Origin of the sequence: Rhizobium sp. SG_E_25_P2 (assembly GCF_029892285.1) — a bacterium.
Taxonomy (GTDB): Bacteria; Pseudomonadota; Alphaproteobacteria; order Rhizobiales; family Rhizobiaceae; genus Rhizobium_E.
In genome coordinates, this window is sequence record NZ_JARXVM010000014.1 from 77,923 (window position 1) to 93,880 (window position 15,958).

The following is a 15,958-nucleotide window of genomic DNA, read 5'->3' on the forward strand; positions in this document are numbered from 1 at the left end:
AGCTGATTTTTCTTGCCTCCCGCGTGTTCCGCCGAAAAAAAGCCGAGTCGAATAAAGGGGTTAATAAAAGTTTAATCCGACACTCTGGACAAGCTGATTCGAGGATGATTCATTACGGTAGATTCGGGCGAGCGGCGGTCGAATCATCAACAGAATCAAGGCGGAAAATATGGCGGATACGCGACGGGGAAGCGTGACCGATCGTTCCGTTCGCCCCGGCTTTGCGAGCCTTTCGGGGATCGAGCGGCAGGTGCGGACTTTTGTGCGCGGATGGGCGAGATCCCGCGATTTGTCGCGCGCGCAGCCGCATCTGAAGCGTTTCGTTCCAATCCTCATCACCGCCTTTCTGCTGGTCGTCGCCGCGTCGCGCGCTTTCGGGATCTATGCCGAGGTGGAGCGACTGGAATCTGCGCACAGAATGCAAGCCCAGCTTTCCGCCGCCACCATCGCGGCGCGGCTTGCGGGCAATCCCGACGTCATCGTAAAGAGCCAGACCATGCGCGCCGAAGCGCTGACGCGCGCCGATCTTCCGGTCGCGCTCATGAATTCCGGTCTGCAGGCCTACGCGGCTGACAGCAGCGGCTACATCGTCGCCAGCGTCGGCTCGGAGGCCGATCGCGTCAGCCGCTACATCCAGACGCTCGCGCCCAATTTCTACGCCAATCAACCTGCTGCGCCCGAGCAGCGCGTCACGCTTCGCGGCAAAGACTTTTTCGTCGCGGTCGCGCAAATTGGCGCCGGTCTCGGCTCGGTGATGGTCTTTTTGCCGACGGATGGCGTCGATGCGCTATGGCGTGAGGAGATTTCGCTCAACGCCACGCTGTTCACCGGCATTTCGGCGATCATCCTGGTCATTCTCTACGCCTATTACAATCAGGCTAAGCGGGCTACTGACGCCGACGAAATTTTCGTGGAATCCAATATGCGCGTGGAGACGGCGCTATCGCGCGGTCGCTGCGGGCTCTGGGATCTCGACATGGAGGACGGCAGGCTGTTCTGGTCGCGTTCGATGTTCGAGATGCTTGGCGTCGCCGCGCGCGATACGGTGATGTCCTTCGGGGAATTGGCGCGGCTCATGCATCCGGACGACAAGTCGATCTACTCGCTCGCTCGTGGCATCGCCCGCGGCGAACTCCGCCAGGTCGACCAGGTTTTCCGCGTCCGCCATGCCGCCGGCCATTATGTCTGGTTGCGCGCCCGCGCCCAGATCATCCGCTCCACCTCGCGGCGCGCCCATCTCATCGGCATCGCCATGGATGTCACCGAGCAGCACAAACTCGCTCAGCGCTATGCGGAAGCCGACCAGCGGCTGGCCGACGCCATTGAATCGACATCGGAAGCCTTCGTTCTCTGGGACAAGCATGACCGCCTCGTGATGTGCAATTCGCATTACCAACAGGCCTATGGCCTTCCCGATCATATCCTCGTTCCCGGCGCGGAGCGCCAAGGCGTCCTGGCGGCGGCGTCAAGGCCCGTCATCGAACGGCGCCTCGCCGATCCCGATCCGGGTCAAGTCATGTCGCAGACCATGGAAGTGCAGCTCGCCGATGGCCGCTGGCTGCAGATCAACGAGCGCCGCACCGATGACGGCGGCCTCGTCTCTGTCGGCACCGACATCACCCTTCTCAAGCGCCATCAGGAACGGTTGCGCGATTCCGAGCGCCGGCTGATGGCGACGATCGGCGATCTCTCGGCCTCCCGGCTCAAACTTGAGCGACAGAAGGCCGAACTGTCGGTGGCCAATTCCAATTATCAGGCGGAGAAAGAACGCGCCGAGGCCGCCAACCGCGCCAAGTCCGAATTCCTCGCCAATATGTCGCACGAGCTGCGCACGCCGCTCAACGCAATTCTCGGTTTTTCGGAAATCCTGCAGAACCAGATGTTCGGCCCGCTGGGCTCGGAGAAATATTTCGAATATGCCGGTGACATCCACGACAGCGGCAAACACCTCCTGCAGGTCATCACAGACATTCTCGACATGTCCAAAATCGAGGCCGGGCATCTCAAGATCCATCCGGAGCCGACCGATCTTGGCGTGTTGATCGAGGAAAGCCTGCGCTTCATCAATATTGCGGCGGCTCAGAAAAACATCACCGTGGAGCAACATATCGACGGCGACCTACGCCTGATGGCCGACAAGCGCGCCATGAAGCAGATCCTGCTCAACCTGCTCTCCAATGCGGTGAAATTCACCAATCCCAACGGCAAGGTCATCGTCCGCGCCCGCAAGCTCAGCGACTGCATCTGCATGACCATCGCCGACACCGGCATCGGCATCCCCAAATCCGCCATGCACAAGATCGGCCAACCGTTCGAGCAGGTGCAGAGCCAATACGCGAAAAGCCAGGGCGGCTCGGGCCTCGGCTTGGCCATTTCCCGCTCGTTGACGCAGCTTCATGGCGGCGAGATGAAGATCCATTCCGAAGAGGGCAAGGGCACGATCATCGTGGTGAGGCTTTGAGACAAAAGGCGGAGGTTGCTACGACTTGGCCTCTGCCCTCGCATTGACAAAATACACAATTTACGTATTTTTCTCCTATAGGAGAAGTTCGATGTCTCGTCCTCTGCAGGTTTCAGCAACCCAGTTTTCTCGTAGCTTCGCGCGTTATCGGGAAGAGGTCCACGCCGTCGGCGTGATCGAAGTGACGTCGCACGATCGTGTTGTCGGCGGCTATCTCAGTCCCAAGGAACTCGAACATTACCGGCGTCTCAAGCTCAAAGAGCGTGAGGTCGTGGCCGTCGAAGATATCGATGACGAACTTCTCGATGCCATCAAGAACGCCAAATACGGCGAAGTATCCGAGTGAAGGCGCCGGCTCCAGTTCAGGGCCTCGTGATCCGATACAATTACCTTTGGCTGGAAGAAGTACGAAGCGGCCTGACGGAAGGCGTCAAGGATCGTCCCTGCGCGATCGTCATCTACGTCTCCCGGACAGGGCGCGCCTCCGTTGTCCCCATAACCCATTCGCCACCCGATTTCGGCCAGGAGGACCTATCTCTGGAGATCCCGGCGGCGCTCTGCGCATCGATTGGCCTTGATCAACAGACCAATTGGATACGGCTGGACGAGCTCAATTCATTCGATTGGCCAAGCGAGTTTCTCCGTCCCCGTCCCGACAATCCAGAGCGATGCGACTACGGCATGATCCCAAAAGAGTTTTACGAGCAGATCCGTGATCGCCTCGTCCGACTGGCCGAAGCGCGTCGCATCGCCCGCATTAACCGCGCCTGATCACCCTGCTCGCACCGTCGCCTTGAAGATCTTGCGCGCCTGCGCCGACATGCGCCGGATCTCCGCTTCCAGCACCCGGATATCCGGCGTCTCGGCGATCTGGCAGATCAAATCCTTGAGCCCTTCAGGCGCATCCGCAATGATGAAATCCCCCTCGACGCAAAGCCGCGCCATCTGCGCAAACGCCGAATAGAGCCGGAGCGCCTGGATCACGGCATCGAGATCGGCCGGCTCCAGGAAGGACGGCCCGAGGCGGGCAAGTGTCGCTTCGGTGCCTGGATTGCGCAACACGTCGTCCACCTCGCTTACGGGCGCGATCAGCGCGAAATATTGCGCGAGGAATTCGATATCGACCAGACCGCCGGCGATCAGCTTGACATCCCAGATGTCCCGCGGCGGCTTTTCCTTGTCGATCATCGCGCGCATCTCTGCGACGTCAGCGGCAATCTTGTTTTTGTCGCCGGGCCGGGCGAGCACGCGGGCAACAATGGCCTCGGCCCTGCCTGCGAGGCCCCTGTCGCCGCTCACCACCCGCGCGCGGGTCAGCGCCATATGCTCCCAGGTCCAGGCCTCTTCCAACTGATACTTCTCAAATGCGCGCAGTCGCGTCGCCACCGGCCCCTTGTTGCCGGACGGCCTTAGCCGCATGTCGACCTCATAGAGCACGCCCTCCGCTGTCGGCGCCGACAGGGCCGCAATCAACCGCTGCGTCATGCGGGTGAAATAGCGGTTGGAGTCGAGCGACTTCGGCCCGTCGGACATCGCATCATCGTCATGGTCGTAAAGCAGGATGATATCGACATCGGAGCCGGCGGTCATTTCGCGGCTGCCGAGCTTGCCCATGCCGAGCACCACCACTTCACCGCCGGGCAACTTGCCATGCGCCGCCTCAAGTTCACGCCTGACGGCTGCGAGAGCCTCCCCGATCACCAGATCGGCAAGGTCGGTGAAGGCCGAAGCCGCCGCGTCCGCGCCGATCGCATCGGTCAGAAGCCGGACGCCGATCAGGAATTTTTGCTCGAAGGCGAAGATGCGCAACCGGTCGAGCACATCCTCAAAATGCACGGCGCCCGACAGAAACGCCGTCAAACGTCGTTCGAGATACTCCCGCGTCGGCAATTCAGAAATCAGCGTCGGATCGAGCATGCCGTCGAACACATGCGGCTTGGCCGAGATGATCCGCGCCAGCCGCGGCGCTGCCGACATGATCGTGGCGATCAGCGAGAGCAGCGAAGGATTGGAAGACAGCAGCGAAAAGACCTGGATACCCGAAGGGAGACCGGCAATGAAACGATCAAAATCGAACAGCGCCTCATCCGCCCGCCGCGTCTGGCCAAACACCGAGAGAATATCGGGGGTCAGTTCCGTCAGCCTCTCGCGCGCCTCCACCGATTGCGTGGCCCTGTAGCGACCGTAATGCCAGCCGCGAATGGCGCGTGAAACATCCTCGGGCCGCTTGAAGCCGAGTTGCCCCAGCGTTTTCAGCGTATCGGGGTCGTCCTTCTGGCCCGTGAAGACGAGATTGCCGGTTTCGCCAGACAGTTTGCTTTCCTGCTCGAACAGCTGCGCATAGCGCCTTTCCACCGTCTTTAGCCGCTTGGTCAGCGCGGCGGAGAAGGCCGCCGTATCGGCAAAGCCGAGCATGAAGGCGATCCGCTTCAGCTCCGCCTCTGTCGTCGGCAGATTATGGGTCTGCTCGTCATGCACCATCTGCACCCGATGTTCGACGCCGCGCAGGAACCAATAGGCTTCGATCAGTTCCCCACATGTCGTCTCGTCGATCCACCGGTTGGCCTCAAGCGCCTTCAACGCCTGTTCGGTGCTTTTGACGCGCAGTTCGGGAATGCGCCCCCCGGCGATCAATTGCTGGGTCTGGGCGAAGAACTCGATCTCGCGAATGCCGCCGCGGCCCAGCTTGACATTGTGCCCCTTCACCGCGATCTCGCCATGGCCCTTATGGACATGGATCTGCCGCTTGATCGAATGAATGTCAGCGATAGCCGCATAATCCAGATATTTACGGAACACGAACGGCGTCAATTCCTTGAGGAACCGCTCGCCCGCCTGGAGATCGCCGGCGATGGGCCGCGCTTTGATGTAAGCCGCCCGCTCCCAGTTCTGTCCCCTGCCCTCGTAATAGAGGATCGCCGCCTCCACCGGTATGGCGAGCGGCGTCGAGCCGGGATCTGGCCGGAGCCGGAGATCTGTGCGGAAGACATAACCATCGCCGGTGCGGTCCTGCAGAATGCGGATCAGCCGTCTCAGCAGCCGAGCGAATGTCTCGGTTCCCTCTTCGGGATCGACGAGAATGCCTGCCTCCGGCTCATAGAACACCACGATGTCGATATCGGAGGAGTAATTGAGCTCGAAGCCGCCCAGCTTGCCCATGCCGAGCACGATCAGCCCCGAACCGCGCGAGGGCTCGTCAGGATCCGCAAGCCTGAGTTTGCCAGCCTCCATGCCCGAAAGCAGAAGATGGTCGATCACCGCCGCCGTCGCCGCACCGGCAAACAGGCTGAGGCTCCGCGTCGTCTCTGCCGCCGTCATGATCCCTGCGAGATCGGCGAGCGCGATCAGGAAGCCGGCCCGACGTTTCGCCTGGCGCAACGCTGTCATCAACTCGGCTTCGGTCCGCCCCCGCCAGAGGTCGCGCGTCCCGGCAATCAGCGTCTCGATCTCCCGAGCCGGATCGGTGACCAAGGCTTCGGCCAGAAGGCTAGGCTTGATACGGGCGGTGTCGCGCAGAAAGGGCGACAGCGTCATGGCGGCGACCACGAAATCCCGCGCCGGACTGTCCCCCGCCATAAGCGCCGCGATCTCAGGCTCTTCCTTCGCCCAATCCTTGAGATCAGCCAGCACCGATTTCACCGCCTGCTGCGACAGCGGCAGGATGGGATTGGCCATGAGATCAACAATGCGCCGCCCGACCGCGCCGCCACTCTTCTCCGTCATCCGTCCTCCCAGGCATTCCCTACTGCGCCGCCGCCCGCAACGCCTCCAGACAGAGGTCGACGGCTGCGGGACGCATATCCTCGAAGGCAGGTTTTACGGCGAGATCGGCGAAGACGCCATGGAGAAATTCGGGGCTGGCGGAAAGCACGGCGCGTTCGGCGCGGCGAACTTCGTCTGGAAATGATCGGAGCGCCAAAAGCACTTGGCGCCTGTCGGCTCGCCAAGCCGCTGCTATATCGAACATGTCGCGCGGCAGAAGCGAGGCTCCTCGAAAGTAAACCTTCTTCGCCAGGATCTCTCCAATCGTCTCCACCCGCGTGGATAGACCGAGGACTTCAAGCTTGCGATTGGGTGTCGAGGTGAGATCGGGACAAGCAATGAAATCAATCTCGCCCGCGGCGCCGAACGATAGTTTGAGAAATCGAACACCATCGCCGTGATATGCGGCCAGGCCCTGGACCAGGCCGATATTGCCCTTACCGGGATCCAAATAGGCTAAAAGCTGGGGATCGGGGAGAAAAACATCGATGTCATGACTTTCTCGATGGCCGATCTGCAACATCAAGGCCGTTCCGCCGCCGAATGACCACCGATCTTGGAAGCCGGCGCGACCGAGAATATCATTTGCCTTCAGAAACAGGTCTTGCCAACCGCCGCTCAAGCCGCCCGGCCCAGCCATGTCCTGCCCGTCCAATTGTCGAAGTCTGCCGCAACCCGAGCAAGGCGCTCATCGGAGATACCGTGCTCCCCGGCAAATTGCCGCTGTAGATCGGGATCGACCTCATAAAGAAAGGAGGCGGCGTGTCCCGGCATGGCCTTCATGCGCTCTAGATCGAGAATCAGAGAAGCAACCTGTTCCCCGCTGAGCTTGCGGGTATAGGAGGCGTTCACGGTGGCTAGAATCAGCGGTTCGACACTCGCCATAGACATATCCTCCGAGCGATCATCGAAGAGTCTCATGCGCCTTCGGTTGCGTCAACCCAACGGAAACACCATGGTCACCGACAACCCCGGATGCTCCTTACCCGCCTCTGTCGGCGAGAGTCCCACCCGGCCGCCATGCAGTTCCATCACCGCCACCGTCAGCGCCAGGCCCAGCCCAGTCCCGGGCTTTGAGCGGCTTTCGTCCAGGCGGAAGAAGCGTTTGACCACATCGCCATATTTGTCCTCGGGCACCCCCTGGCCGCGATCGGCCACCGTCACCCGCACGCCGTCGGCGCTTGAAGCAACAGACAGCGTGATCTCGGGCGCATCGGGATTGTCGCCATATTTCATGGCGTTGTCGATCAGATTGGAGATCGCCTGGCCGATCAGTTCGCGATTTCCCCGGACAACCACACCCGGTGCGACGTCACGCCTGAGAATGAAGCCGGCATCTTCCGCCACCGGCTCATAGAGTTCGCCGAACTCTTCCGCAACCTCTGACAGATTGACCACCGACATCTCGGCGGCCGCAGATCCCGCCTCGACCCGGGAAATCATCAGCAGCGCGTTGAAGGTGCGGATCAACTGGTCGGTGTCGCCAATCACCTCTTCGAGCGCCAAACGGTAGTCATCAGCGTCCTCGGCCTTGGCAAGGGCGCTTTCGGCCTTGTTGCGCAGCCGCGTCAATGGCGTCTTGAGGTCATGGGCGATGTTGTCAGACACCTGCCTGAGCCCCTCGTTCAGCCGCTCCATGCGCGCCAGCATCACGTTCAGCGATCCGGCCAGCCGATCGAATTCGTCGCCCGAGCCGGTTTCCGGCAGGCGCTGGGAGAGATCGCCCGCCATGATCTTCTGGGCGGCGAGCGAAGTCCGGTCGATCCGCTTCAATGCATTGCGACCGATCGCAAACCAGATCACCAGCGCGCCGACGCCCATGACGCCGAGCGCCAGCATCAGCGCCTTGCGCACCAGAAGACGGGCATTTTCCGGCTCGCCAACATCGCGGCCCACCAGCACGCGCAGACCGTTTTCGAAGCGGATCACATGGGCGATAGCCTGATGCCGGTCCTTCTTGGCCGTCTCGCCGAAGCGGTTGTAGAGAAAGGGCTTGTCCGTCCAGCCCTCTTCGTTGAGCACGCCGGCCTGCAAGCCCGCCACATTGCCGGCAAGGATTTCCCCGCTCGGCCCGGCGATGACATAGAGATTGGCCCCCGGCTGGTGCGAACGGCGCTCCAGCACGCGCAGCAGCGAGGCGACGCCGCCTTCGGTATAGATGTCCTCGAGCTGATTGACCTCTTCGGAAATCGATTCCTTCATCCGCGTCTGCAACTGGCCGTCGGAGATCGAGGTGACATAGAGCACCAACACCGCCGCGCAGGCGGAAAACAGCAGCAGATAAATGGCGGAAAGGCGGACGGCGGTGTGGCGATAGAGCAGCCTCAGGCGCGCAAGCGCCGCCATCACGCCTCGTCCTTGATCATATAGCCGGCGCCGCGAATGGTCTTCAGCAGCGATTTTTCGAAATCCTTCTCGATCTTGCCGCGCAGCCGCGACACATGCACATCGATCACATTGGTCTGCGGATCGAAATGATAGTCCCAGACGTTTTCAAGCAGCATGGTGCGCGTCACCACCTGGCCGGCATTCTTCATCAAATATTCGAGCAGGCGATATTCGCGCGGCTGCAGCACGATCTCCTTGCCGGCCCGGCGGACCTCATGCGAGAGCCGGTCGAGTTCGAGATCGCCGACCCGGTAGATCATGTCCTGTTCGGGCAACGCCCTGCGGCGGCCAAGCACTTCGACGCGGGCCAGAAGCTCGGTGAAGGAATAGGGTTTGGGCAGATAATCGTCGCCGCCGGCGCGCAGTCCTGTTACCCGGTCATCGACCTGGCCGAGCGCCGAAAGGATCAGCGCCGGCGTGTTGATATTGCGGCGACGCAGTTCCGATATCACCGACAATCCGTCGCGGCGCGGCAGCATGCGGTCGACAATCAACACGTCATAGCCGTTCTCGGCGGCCATGAAGAGACCCGCTTCACCGTCGCTGGCGTGGTCGATCGTATGTCCTGCTTCGCGGAACGCCTTGACGAGATAGCTCGCCGCGTCGAGATCGTCTTCGATGATGAGTATTTTCATGGCCGGAGAATAAGGCGAGAGCGCATAGAGCGAAAGCCCCGTCGGGGGCTTTCGCGGTTCAGATCGGAAGGTTAGCCGATCGGCAGGGCGACGAAGCGATTGCCGGTCTGATCCTGGATCTGGAACAGCGCCTTCTTGCGACCGCCCTTCTTGGCGTCCTCGACGATCTTCTTGATGTCGGCTGGCGACTTGATCTCCTGGTTGTTCACCGAGGTGATCTTCTGGCCTTCCTTCACGCCCTTGTCGGCCGCGTCGGAGTCGGGGTTGACCGAGGTGATCGCCACACCCTTGCCGTCGTCGGTGGGAGCGACAATCAAGCCGAGCTGGTCAAGCGTCAATTCGCTCGGGGGAGCCTGCTCGTCGGAACCCTGCTCCTGCTGCGGTTCGGTCGAGGCCATCTTCGGATCGGTCGGCAGCGTGCCGAGCGTCACCTTGACGCTTTCAAGCTTGCCGTCGCGCCAGACGGAGACATCCACCACCTTGCCGGGATCGAGCGAGCCGATCTTGCGCGCCAGTTCCTTCGGACCCTTGACCGGCTCGCCATCGACGGCGGTGATCACGTCGCCCACCTTGATGCCGGCCTTGGCGCCGGGAGAATCGCCCGTGGGCTCGTTGACCAGCGCGCCGGCGGCTTCCGCAAGGCCGAGCGAGTCGGCGACGTCCTGGGTCACGGGTTCGATCTTGACGCCCAGCCAGCCACGTTGGATTTCGCCGCCCTTCATTAGCTTGGCGACCACATCCTTGGAGACCGAGGCCGGAATAGCGAAGGCGATGCCGACATTGCCGCCAGACGGCGAGAAGATTGCGGTGTTGATGCCCACCACTTCGCCCTGAAGGTTGAAGGTCGGGCCGCCGGAGTTGCCGCGATTCACCGCCGCGTCGACCTGCAGATAATCGTCATAGGGGCCAGAGCCGATATCGCGGCCGCGTGCCGAGACGATGCCGGCTGTCACGGTGCCGCCGAGGCCGAAGGGATTGCCGACAGCCACCACCCAGTCGCCGACCCGGGTCTTGCTGTCGTCGGCGAACTGCACATAGGTGAACTTGCGCTTGGCGTCGACCTTCAGCACTGCGAGATCGGTGCGGGGGTCGCGGCCGACCAGCTTGGCGCTGAGTTCGGAACCGTCATTCATCACCACGGTGAAGGCGCTGCCGCCGTCGACGACGTGGTTGTTGGTCACCAGATAGCCGTCCTCAGTGATGAAGAAGCCAGAGCCCTGCGAGGTCGGGCGCAGACGCGGCTTATCGCCCCGCTTGCCATGGTTCTTCCAGTAATCGCGTTCCTGGTCGCCGCGCTGGCTGTACTGATCGCCGCCGCCGAATTCCCTAAAGAAGCGCTTCAGCGGATGGTCATCCGGCAGATCGTCGAAGTTCTGGCCGCCCAAATTCGGGCCGAAATTGAAGTTGAAGCCGTTGGAGGCGTCATCGGAGGCTGGCTGGGCGCGGCTTTCGACACGCACCGACACCACGGCCGGGGTCACAGCGGAGACAACGTCAGCGAAGCTCGGCACCTGCGGCGGCGCCGTCAGCTTCACGGCCTCGGCATGCGCCGTGTTGAACGCCATCGGCGCGCCGGTCACGAGCACGGCGGTCGCCATGCCGGCGATAGTGCCGGCCTTGAGGAGAGAAGTCAGCGAAAAGCGTGAAGCGGTTTTTCCGGTCATGATGCTAGTCCTTCATCGTCAGGCGGAGCGTCTGCTCCAGTTCAGATCCTTTTGATGGGAATAGATCTAGCTGCGTCGACCTTGCGGCATTCTTTCCGGCGGGTGAAATTTTGGTAATGTGGGAAAAAGTTCAGTCCCTGCCCTTCAGCAACGCGTCCAGCTTGCGCTGTTCATCGTCGCTAAGGTCCTGTGTGGGCGAAGAAATCCGCTTGCGCCGCAATTGTATCAGCACCACGCCCGCCCCGATCGCCGCAAGCGCCGCCGGCATGCCCCAGAGCAGGATCGTGTGTTCGGACAATCTCGGCTTCAACAGCACGAATTCGCCATAGCGCGACACCAGATACTCGATCACCTCGTCGTCGCTGTCTCCAGCAGTCAGGCGCTCGCGCACCAGCAATCTGAGATCCTTGGCGAGATCGGCGTTGGAATCGTCGATCGACTGGTTCTGGCAGACCATGCAGCGCAATTGCGCCGATAGCTCCCGCGCCCGCGCCTCAAGCGCCGGGTCCTTCAGCACCTCGTCGGGATTGACGGCAAAAGCTGGCGCCGCCGACATCAGGAACAAGAGGATTGCGAGGAGCTTCCTCATTCCGCCGCCTCCAGCGCGCCCGGCGCTGCGACTGCCCGCGCCCGCTTCGACGGCGCGCCGACACGGAGACGCCGGTCAGACAGTGACACGAAACCGCCGATCATCATCACCACCGCCCCGCCCCAGATGAACAGGATCCAGGGTTTCCACCAGATCCGCACCACATGCTCGCCTTCGGGGTTCTTGTCGCCGATCGAGATGTAGAGTTGCGACGCGCCGAAACTGATGATGCCGGCTTCCGTCGTCGGCATCTGCCGGGCGGTGTAGATGCGCTTGGCGCTGTTGGTTTCCGCCACGACGACGCCATCGCGCAACACCGAGAAATGCGCAGCGTCCTCGGTGTAATTCGGCCCCCTGCCGGCGCGCTCATCATCGAAACGCACCGTATAGGCGCCGTTCTCTGTCGTATCGCCCGGCTTCATTTCGAGGATATGTTCGGTCGACCAGGCCGTGGTCAGCACCACGCCCAGCACCGAAACTCCCAGGCCGAGATGAGCCAGCATCGTGCCGATAGCCGAACGCGGCAGGCCGATCAGCCGGCGGAGGCCATTGGCGAAGCCTGCCTTGGCGAAACCGGCGCGCTGCCAGAGATCGACCAACGCGCCTGACACCAGCCAGAAACCGGCGATCAGGCCAAGCGCCGCCAGCATTGGCCCATCGCCGCGCGCGACCCACACCGCAACCCCGAGACAGAGCGACAGGACGAAAGCCAATCCCAGCCTGCGGCTCGCCGCCCTGAGGTCGCCGCGCTTCCAGGCCAGCAGCGGCCCGAATGGCAGCACCACGAACAGCGGCGCCATCAGCCAGCTGAAGGCGATATTGAAGAACGGCGCGCCGACGGAAATCTTCTCGCTGGTCAGCGATTCGAGCAGCAAGGGATAGAGCGTGCCGGTCAGGATCGCTCCCGTCGCCACCACCAGAATGACATTGTTGAGCACCAGCGCCCCTTCGCGCGACACCGGCTGGAACAGACCGCCGGGCGCAAGCGACGCGGATCTCAGCGCAAACAGCGCGAAAGCGCCGCCAATGAAGATCGACAGAATGACCAGGATGAACACGCCGCGCGACGGATCGCTGGCAAAGGCATGCACCGAGGTCAGCACGCCCGAGCGCACTAGGAAGGTGCCGAGCAGCGATAGCGAGAATGTCATGATCGCCAAGAGCACGGTCCAGATCTTCAGCGCATCGCGCTTTTCCATCACCAGCGCCGAATGCAGCAGCGCCGTGCCCGCAAGCCAGGGCATGAAGGAGGCGTTTTCGACCGGATCCCAGAACCACCAGCCGCCCCAGCCGAGTTCGTAATAGGCCCAATAGGAGCCCATGGCGATGCCGGCGGTCAGGAAGGTCCAGGCGAGCAGCGTCCAGGGCCTGACCCAGCGCGCCCAGGCGGCGTCGATCCGCCCTTCGATCAAGGCGGCGACGGCGAAAGAAAAGCAGACCGAAAAACCGACATAACCGAGATAGAGCAGCGGCGGATGGATGGCGAGGCCGAAATCCTGCAGCACCGGATTGAGGTCCCTGCCCTCCGCCGGCGGCGGGGTCAGTTCGGCGATGCCGAAGGTGCGCAGGAAGGGATTGGAGGTGAGCAGGATGAACAGCAGGAAGGCGACCGTGATCCAGCCCTGCACGGCAAGCGCATTGGCTTTCAGGCTCTTGGGCAGATTGCCGCCGAAGGCGGCCACCAGCGCCGAGAAGAAGGCGAGGATCAACAGCCAGAGCATCATCGATCCCTCGTGATTGCCCCAGACGCCGGAGATCTTGTAGACCATCGGCATCAGCGAATGCGAATTCTCCCAGACATTGATGACCGAGAAGTCGGAGGTCGCATAGGCCCAGGTCAGCGCGAGATAGGAGAGCGCAATCAGCGCAAAGCTCGCCAACGCCCCGGTCGTGCCCACATCCATCAGCCGCGCCTCGTTGCGAAAGGCGCCGATCACGGGCAGCGTCGATTGCAGAAGCGCGGACGCGAGCGCGCAAGCAAGCAGGAAATGGCCGAGTTCGACGATCATTGGATCTTTTCCTTGCCGCTCATGGTCACGCCCTTGGCCTTCAGCCGGTCGGCGACATCCTTGGGCATATAGGTCTCGTCATGCTTGGCGAGCACACTGTCGGCCACGAAAGTCGGCGGCGTCATGCTGGTCATCCGTCCTTCGGCCACCACACCCTGCCCCTCGCGAAAAAGATCGGGCAGAATACCGGTATAGGCCACCGACACCGTGCCGATTGTGTCGGTCACCACAAAATTCTCATGCATGCCCTGCCCGCGTTTCCAGGAGCCAACCTCGACCAGCCCGCCCAGCCGGATGCGCGTGTCGGGCTTCAAATTCGCCTTGGCGAGATCGGAGGGCACATAGAAATAAGCCACCGACTGGCTGAAAGCGAACATCACCAGCAGAACTGCGGCGATCAGAAAGCCCACGCCGCCGCCGATCAGGGCCAGTCTTTTCTGTTTGCGGGTCATGGGGTCGCTCCCTCCATCGGCGCGCCCATCTCGCGCGCCAGCGCGATCAGCGCCTTGCCATTGTCTGTGTCGGCGGGGAATGCCGCAAGGCCGCGCTTCAGCGCTTCGCCCGCCTTGGCCGGGTCACCCAGCACCATGTAGGAGCGGATCAGCCGTTGCCATCCCTCGAAATTGGCGGGCTCGTCGGTCAACCGCGCATCGAGCGATTCCACCATGGTGCGGATCATCTGCATGCGGTCGGCGTCGTTAAGCCCTGCCGCAGCCTCGACATCCGCCGCCGAAGGATTGCCAGGCGCGGCCGGATTGGCCGTTTCCGCCTGGAACCGCGCGATCTGAGCGGCGACGATCTCCTGCCAGGGTTCGTCACTGGGCGCCGAGGCCGCAAGCGCCTCGAGATCAGCGATCGCCTTGGCCTTGTCGCCCAATTGTCCCTCGGCAAGCGCCAGATAGAAGCGCGCGCGCGCGTCACTGGGGTCTAGCTTCAGGGCCTCAGTGAAGGCCGCGCCAGCGTCCTTGGTCACCATGCCCTGATTCTGCGCCGCAATCGCCTCGCCCAGCGCTCCATAGAGCTCGGCGCTGCCGCCTTGATAGCGGATGGCGTTGCGATAGGCGGTGATCGCCTCGTCCGCGCGCATGCGCCGCATATAGATCGGCGCGATCAGCGCCCAGCCGCGCCCATCGGTGGGATTGGCGACAAGATGCGCCTCGGTCTTGGCGATCAGCACATTGATGTCGGGATCGGCCTCGTTCAGGCGCATGGCGAGCGGCAGGTCCGGAAATTCGGGATTGCCGGTGCGCAGGTAGATGAGCCCGGCGGCGGCCGGCAAGAACAGACAGAGAAACAGGATGACGCCGAGCGCCGCGCCGCGCGACAGGCCTGCGCCGCCGTGTTCCGTCTTCTCGCTGGCGGCGATCAGCCGGCGGGCGATTTCCGCGCGCGCCTGCTTGGCCTGGTCGACCTCGATCAGGCCCGAAGCCCGGTCGCGGTCGATCTCGGCGAGCTGGTCGCGATAGACTTCGGCGTCATTGGCGGACGCCGGCAAAGCGGCCGCCGGCCGCCGCATCAGCGGGGCGGCGACGATGAGTGCGGCGATGACCGCGATGGGAAGCGAAACGATCCAAAACATGATGGATATCAACTAGCGAAAGCCGCGCGGCGTGAAAATGCGCCAGATCAAGGAATTCGCGTCCCGGAGACGATTGGCCGCAATCCCCAGGTCAATTTCACGTGAGAGGCGTCCAGGCTCCATTGCCCATGCGACAGGCCGCGCCGCGCGCGGTCACCGCGCCGCTTTTGGCGGCCAGCACATGGGAATATTGCCGGCAATTCTGCGAACCGACCTGATAGGGCGCCGCCGCTGTCACTTCGCCCTTGAGGCCATTGCCGCTCCACACCACCGCCTGGCCATTCGGCGCCGCTTCCAGCGCCTTGTATTCCGCCTCGAGCGCCCGCGCCTTGTCGGCGTCCGACAGTTTCACGCCCGGCATCCGCGCCACGAGCCCGCCGCGCAGGGCCTGCAGATAGAAGGCCGGCGGCTCGGGCTTGTCGGACAATTCATAGCCGGTCGCCTCCGACACATCCTCGCCGGTCTTGTCGAGCCGGCTGGACCCCGACGTCGTGGCGCAGGATGCGGCGAACAGCGCGACGAGCGCGAAAACGGAAAGACGGGCGGTCATACGAAATGCGGTCACGAAATTCATTCTTGTCATCACGGATTGGCGGGCAGTCCTGCGGCGCGGAGATGGCCGCAATATGGCACGGATGAACGGAGAAATATATTCGTTTTGATGGAAATGATGGGTTAATCGCCGGTCTCGGCCACGGGTTCCGGCCGGCGCAGGGGCTCGCATGCAGGCGGGCCTGCGTTTCCCGCCAGCAATCCCCGCGCAATGCCCGCGATGATGTCGTCACGATCTTCTTCACGCCCTGCCCCTCCCGAGACAATTGGACGATTGCCGTCGACACCCCGCATATGACTAAAATTTAAAGTTGTTCAC

Annotated in this window: 14 protein-coding genes; 3 read left to right on the forward strand and 11 right to left on the reverse strand. The window is 62.4% G+C overall.

Annotated elements, in window-relative coordinates:
• The first annotated feature begins 169 nt into the window (after positions 1-169).
• From M2360_RS18675 to M2360_RS18685, 3 genes are all read left to right on the forward strand, one after another.
• Positions 170-2,461 (forward strand): ATP-binding protein, encoded by a 2,292-nt coding sequence (locus M2360_RS18675; RefSeq protein WP_280776763.1) that lies wholly within the window; start codon positions 170-172, stop codon positions 2,459-2,461.
• Positions 2,462-2,552: 91 nt separating this feature from the next.
• Complete coding sequence (locus M2360_RS18680; RefSeq protein WP_182826813.1) at positions 2,553-2,807, forward strand: hypothetical protein; 255 nt, start codon at positions 2,553-2,555, stop codon at positions 2,805-2,807.
• A complete protein-coding gene (locus M2360_RS18685) occupies positions 2,804-3,232 on the forward strand; it encodes a hypothetical protein (RefSeq protein ID WP_280776764.1) in 429 nt (142 codons plus the stop codon). The genes M2360_RS18680 and M2360_RS18685 overlap by 4 nt, the downstream gene beginning before the upstream one ends.
• Here the strand turns inward: M2360_RS18685 and M2360_RS18690 are convergent, their stop codons facing one another.
• The 11 genes from M2360_RS18690 to M2360_RS18740 all read right to left on the reverse strand — a co-directional run bounded on the left by M2360_RS18690 (position 3,233) and on the right by M2360_RS18740 (position 15,670).
• Complete coding sequence (locus M2360_RS18690; RefSeq protein ID WP_280776874.1) at positions 3,233-6,136, reverse strand: bifunctional [glutamine synthetase] adenylyltransferase/[glutamine synthetase]-adenylyl-L-tyrosine phosphorylase; 2,904 nt, start codon at positions 6,134-6,136, stop codon at positions 3,233-3,235.
• Between the two features lie 67 nt (positions 6,137-6,203).
• A complete protein-coding gene (locus tag M2360_RS18695) occupies positions 6,204-6,878 on the reverse strand; it encodes a nucleotidyl transferase AbiEii/AbiGii toxin family protein (protein WP_280776765.1) in 675 nt (224 codons plus the stop codon).
• A complete protein-coding gene (locus M2360_RS18700; protein ID WP_280776766.1) occupies positions 6,842-7,108 on the reverse strand; it encodes a hypothetical protein in 267 nt (88 codons plus the stop codon). The genes M2360_RS18695 and M2360_RS18700 overlap by 37 nt, the downstream gene beginning before the upstream one ends.
• A gap of 51 nt (positions 7,109-7,159) precedes the next feature.
• Complete coding sequence (locus M2360_RS18705) at positions 7,160-8,569, reverse strand: ATP-binding protein (protein ID WP_280776767.1); 1,410 nt, start codon at positions 8,567-8,569, stop codon at positions 7,160-7,162.
• Positions 8,569-9,246, reverse strand: coding sequence for a response regulator transcription factor (locus M2360_RS18710; protein WP_280776768.1), 678 nt, complete (start codon positions 9,244-9,246; stop codon positions 8,569-8,571). The genes M2360_RS18705 and M2360_RS18710 overlap by 1 nt, the downstream gene beginning before the upstream one ends.
• Positions 9,247-9,317: 71 nt before the next feature.
• Positions 9,318-10,910: a Do family serine endopeptidase gene (locus tag M2360_RS18715; protein ID WP_280776769.1), complete on the reverse strand. Its 1,593-nt coding sequence runs from the start codon at positions 10,908-10,910 to the stop codon at positions 9,318-9,320.
• A gap of 130 nt (positions 10,911-11,040) precedes the next feature.
• Complete coding sequence (locus tag M2360_RS18720) at positions 11,041-11,499, reverse strand: cytochrome c-type biogenesis protein CcmH (RefSeq protein WP_280776770.1); 459 nt, start codon at positions 11,497-11,499, stop codon at positions 11,041-11,043.
• Positions 11,496-13,508, reverse strand: coding sequence for a heme lyase CcmF/NrfE family subunit (locus M2360_RS18725; RefSeq protein WP_280776771.1), 2,013 nt, complete (start codon positions 13,506-13,508; stop codon positions 11,496-11,498). The genes M2360_RS18720 and M2360_RS18725 overlap by 4 nt, the downstream gene beginning before the upstream one ends.
• Positions 13,505-13,960, reverse strand: a complete 456-nt coding sequence (gene ccmE / locus M2360_RS18730) for a cytochrome c maturation protein CcmE (protein ID WP_280776772.1) — start codon at positions 13,958-13,960, stop codon at positions 13,505-13,507. Before ccmE ends, M2360_RS18725 begins: the two co-directional genes overlap by 4 nt.
• Positions 13,957-15,087: a c-type cytochrome biogenesis protein CcmI gene (ccmI, locus tag M2360_RS18735; protein ID WP_280776773.1), complete on the reverse strand. Its 1,131-nt coding sequence runs from the start codon at positions 15,085-15,087 to the stop codon at positions 13,957-13,959. Before ccmI ends, ccmE begins: the two co-directional genes overlap by 4 nt.
• A 97-nt stretch (positions 15,088-15,184) precedes the next feature.
• Entirely contained in the window at positions 15,185-15,670 is a 486-nt protein-coding gene (locus M2360_RS18740) for a hypothetical protein (RefSeq protein WP_280776876.1), read from the reverse strand.
• Positions 15,671-15,958: the final 288 nt, after the last annotated feature.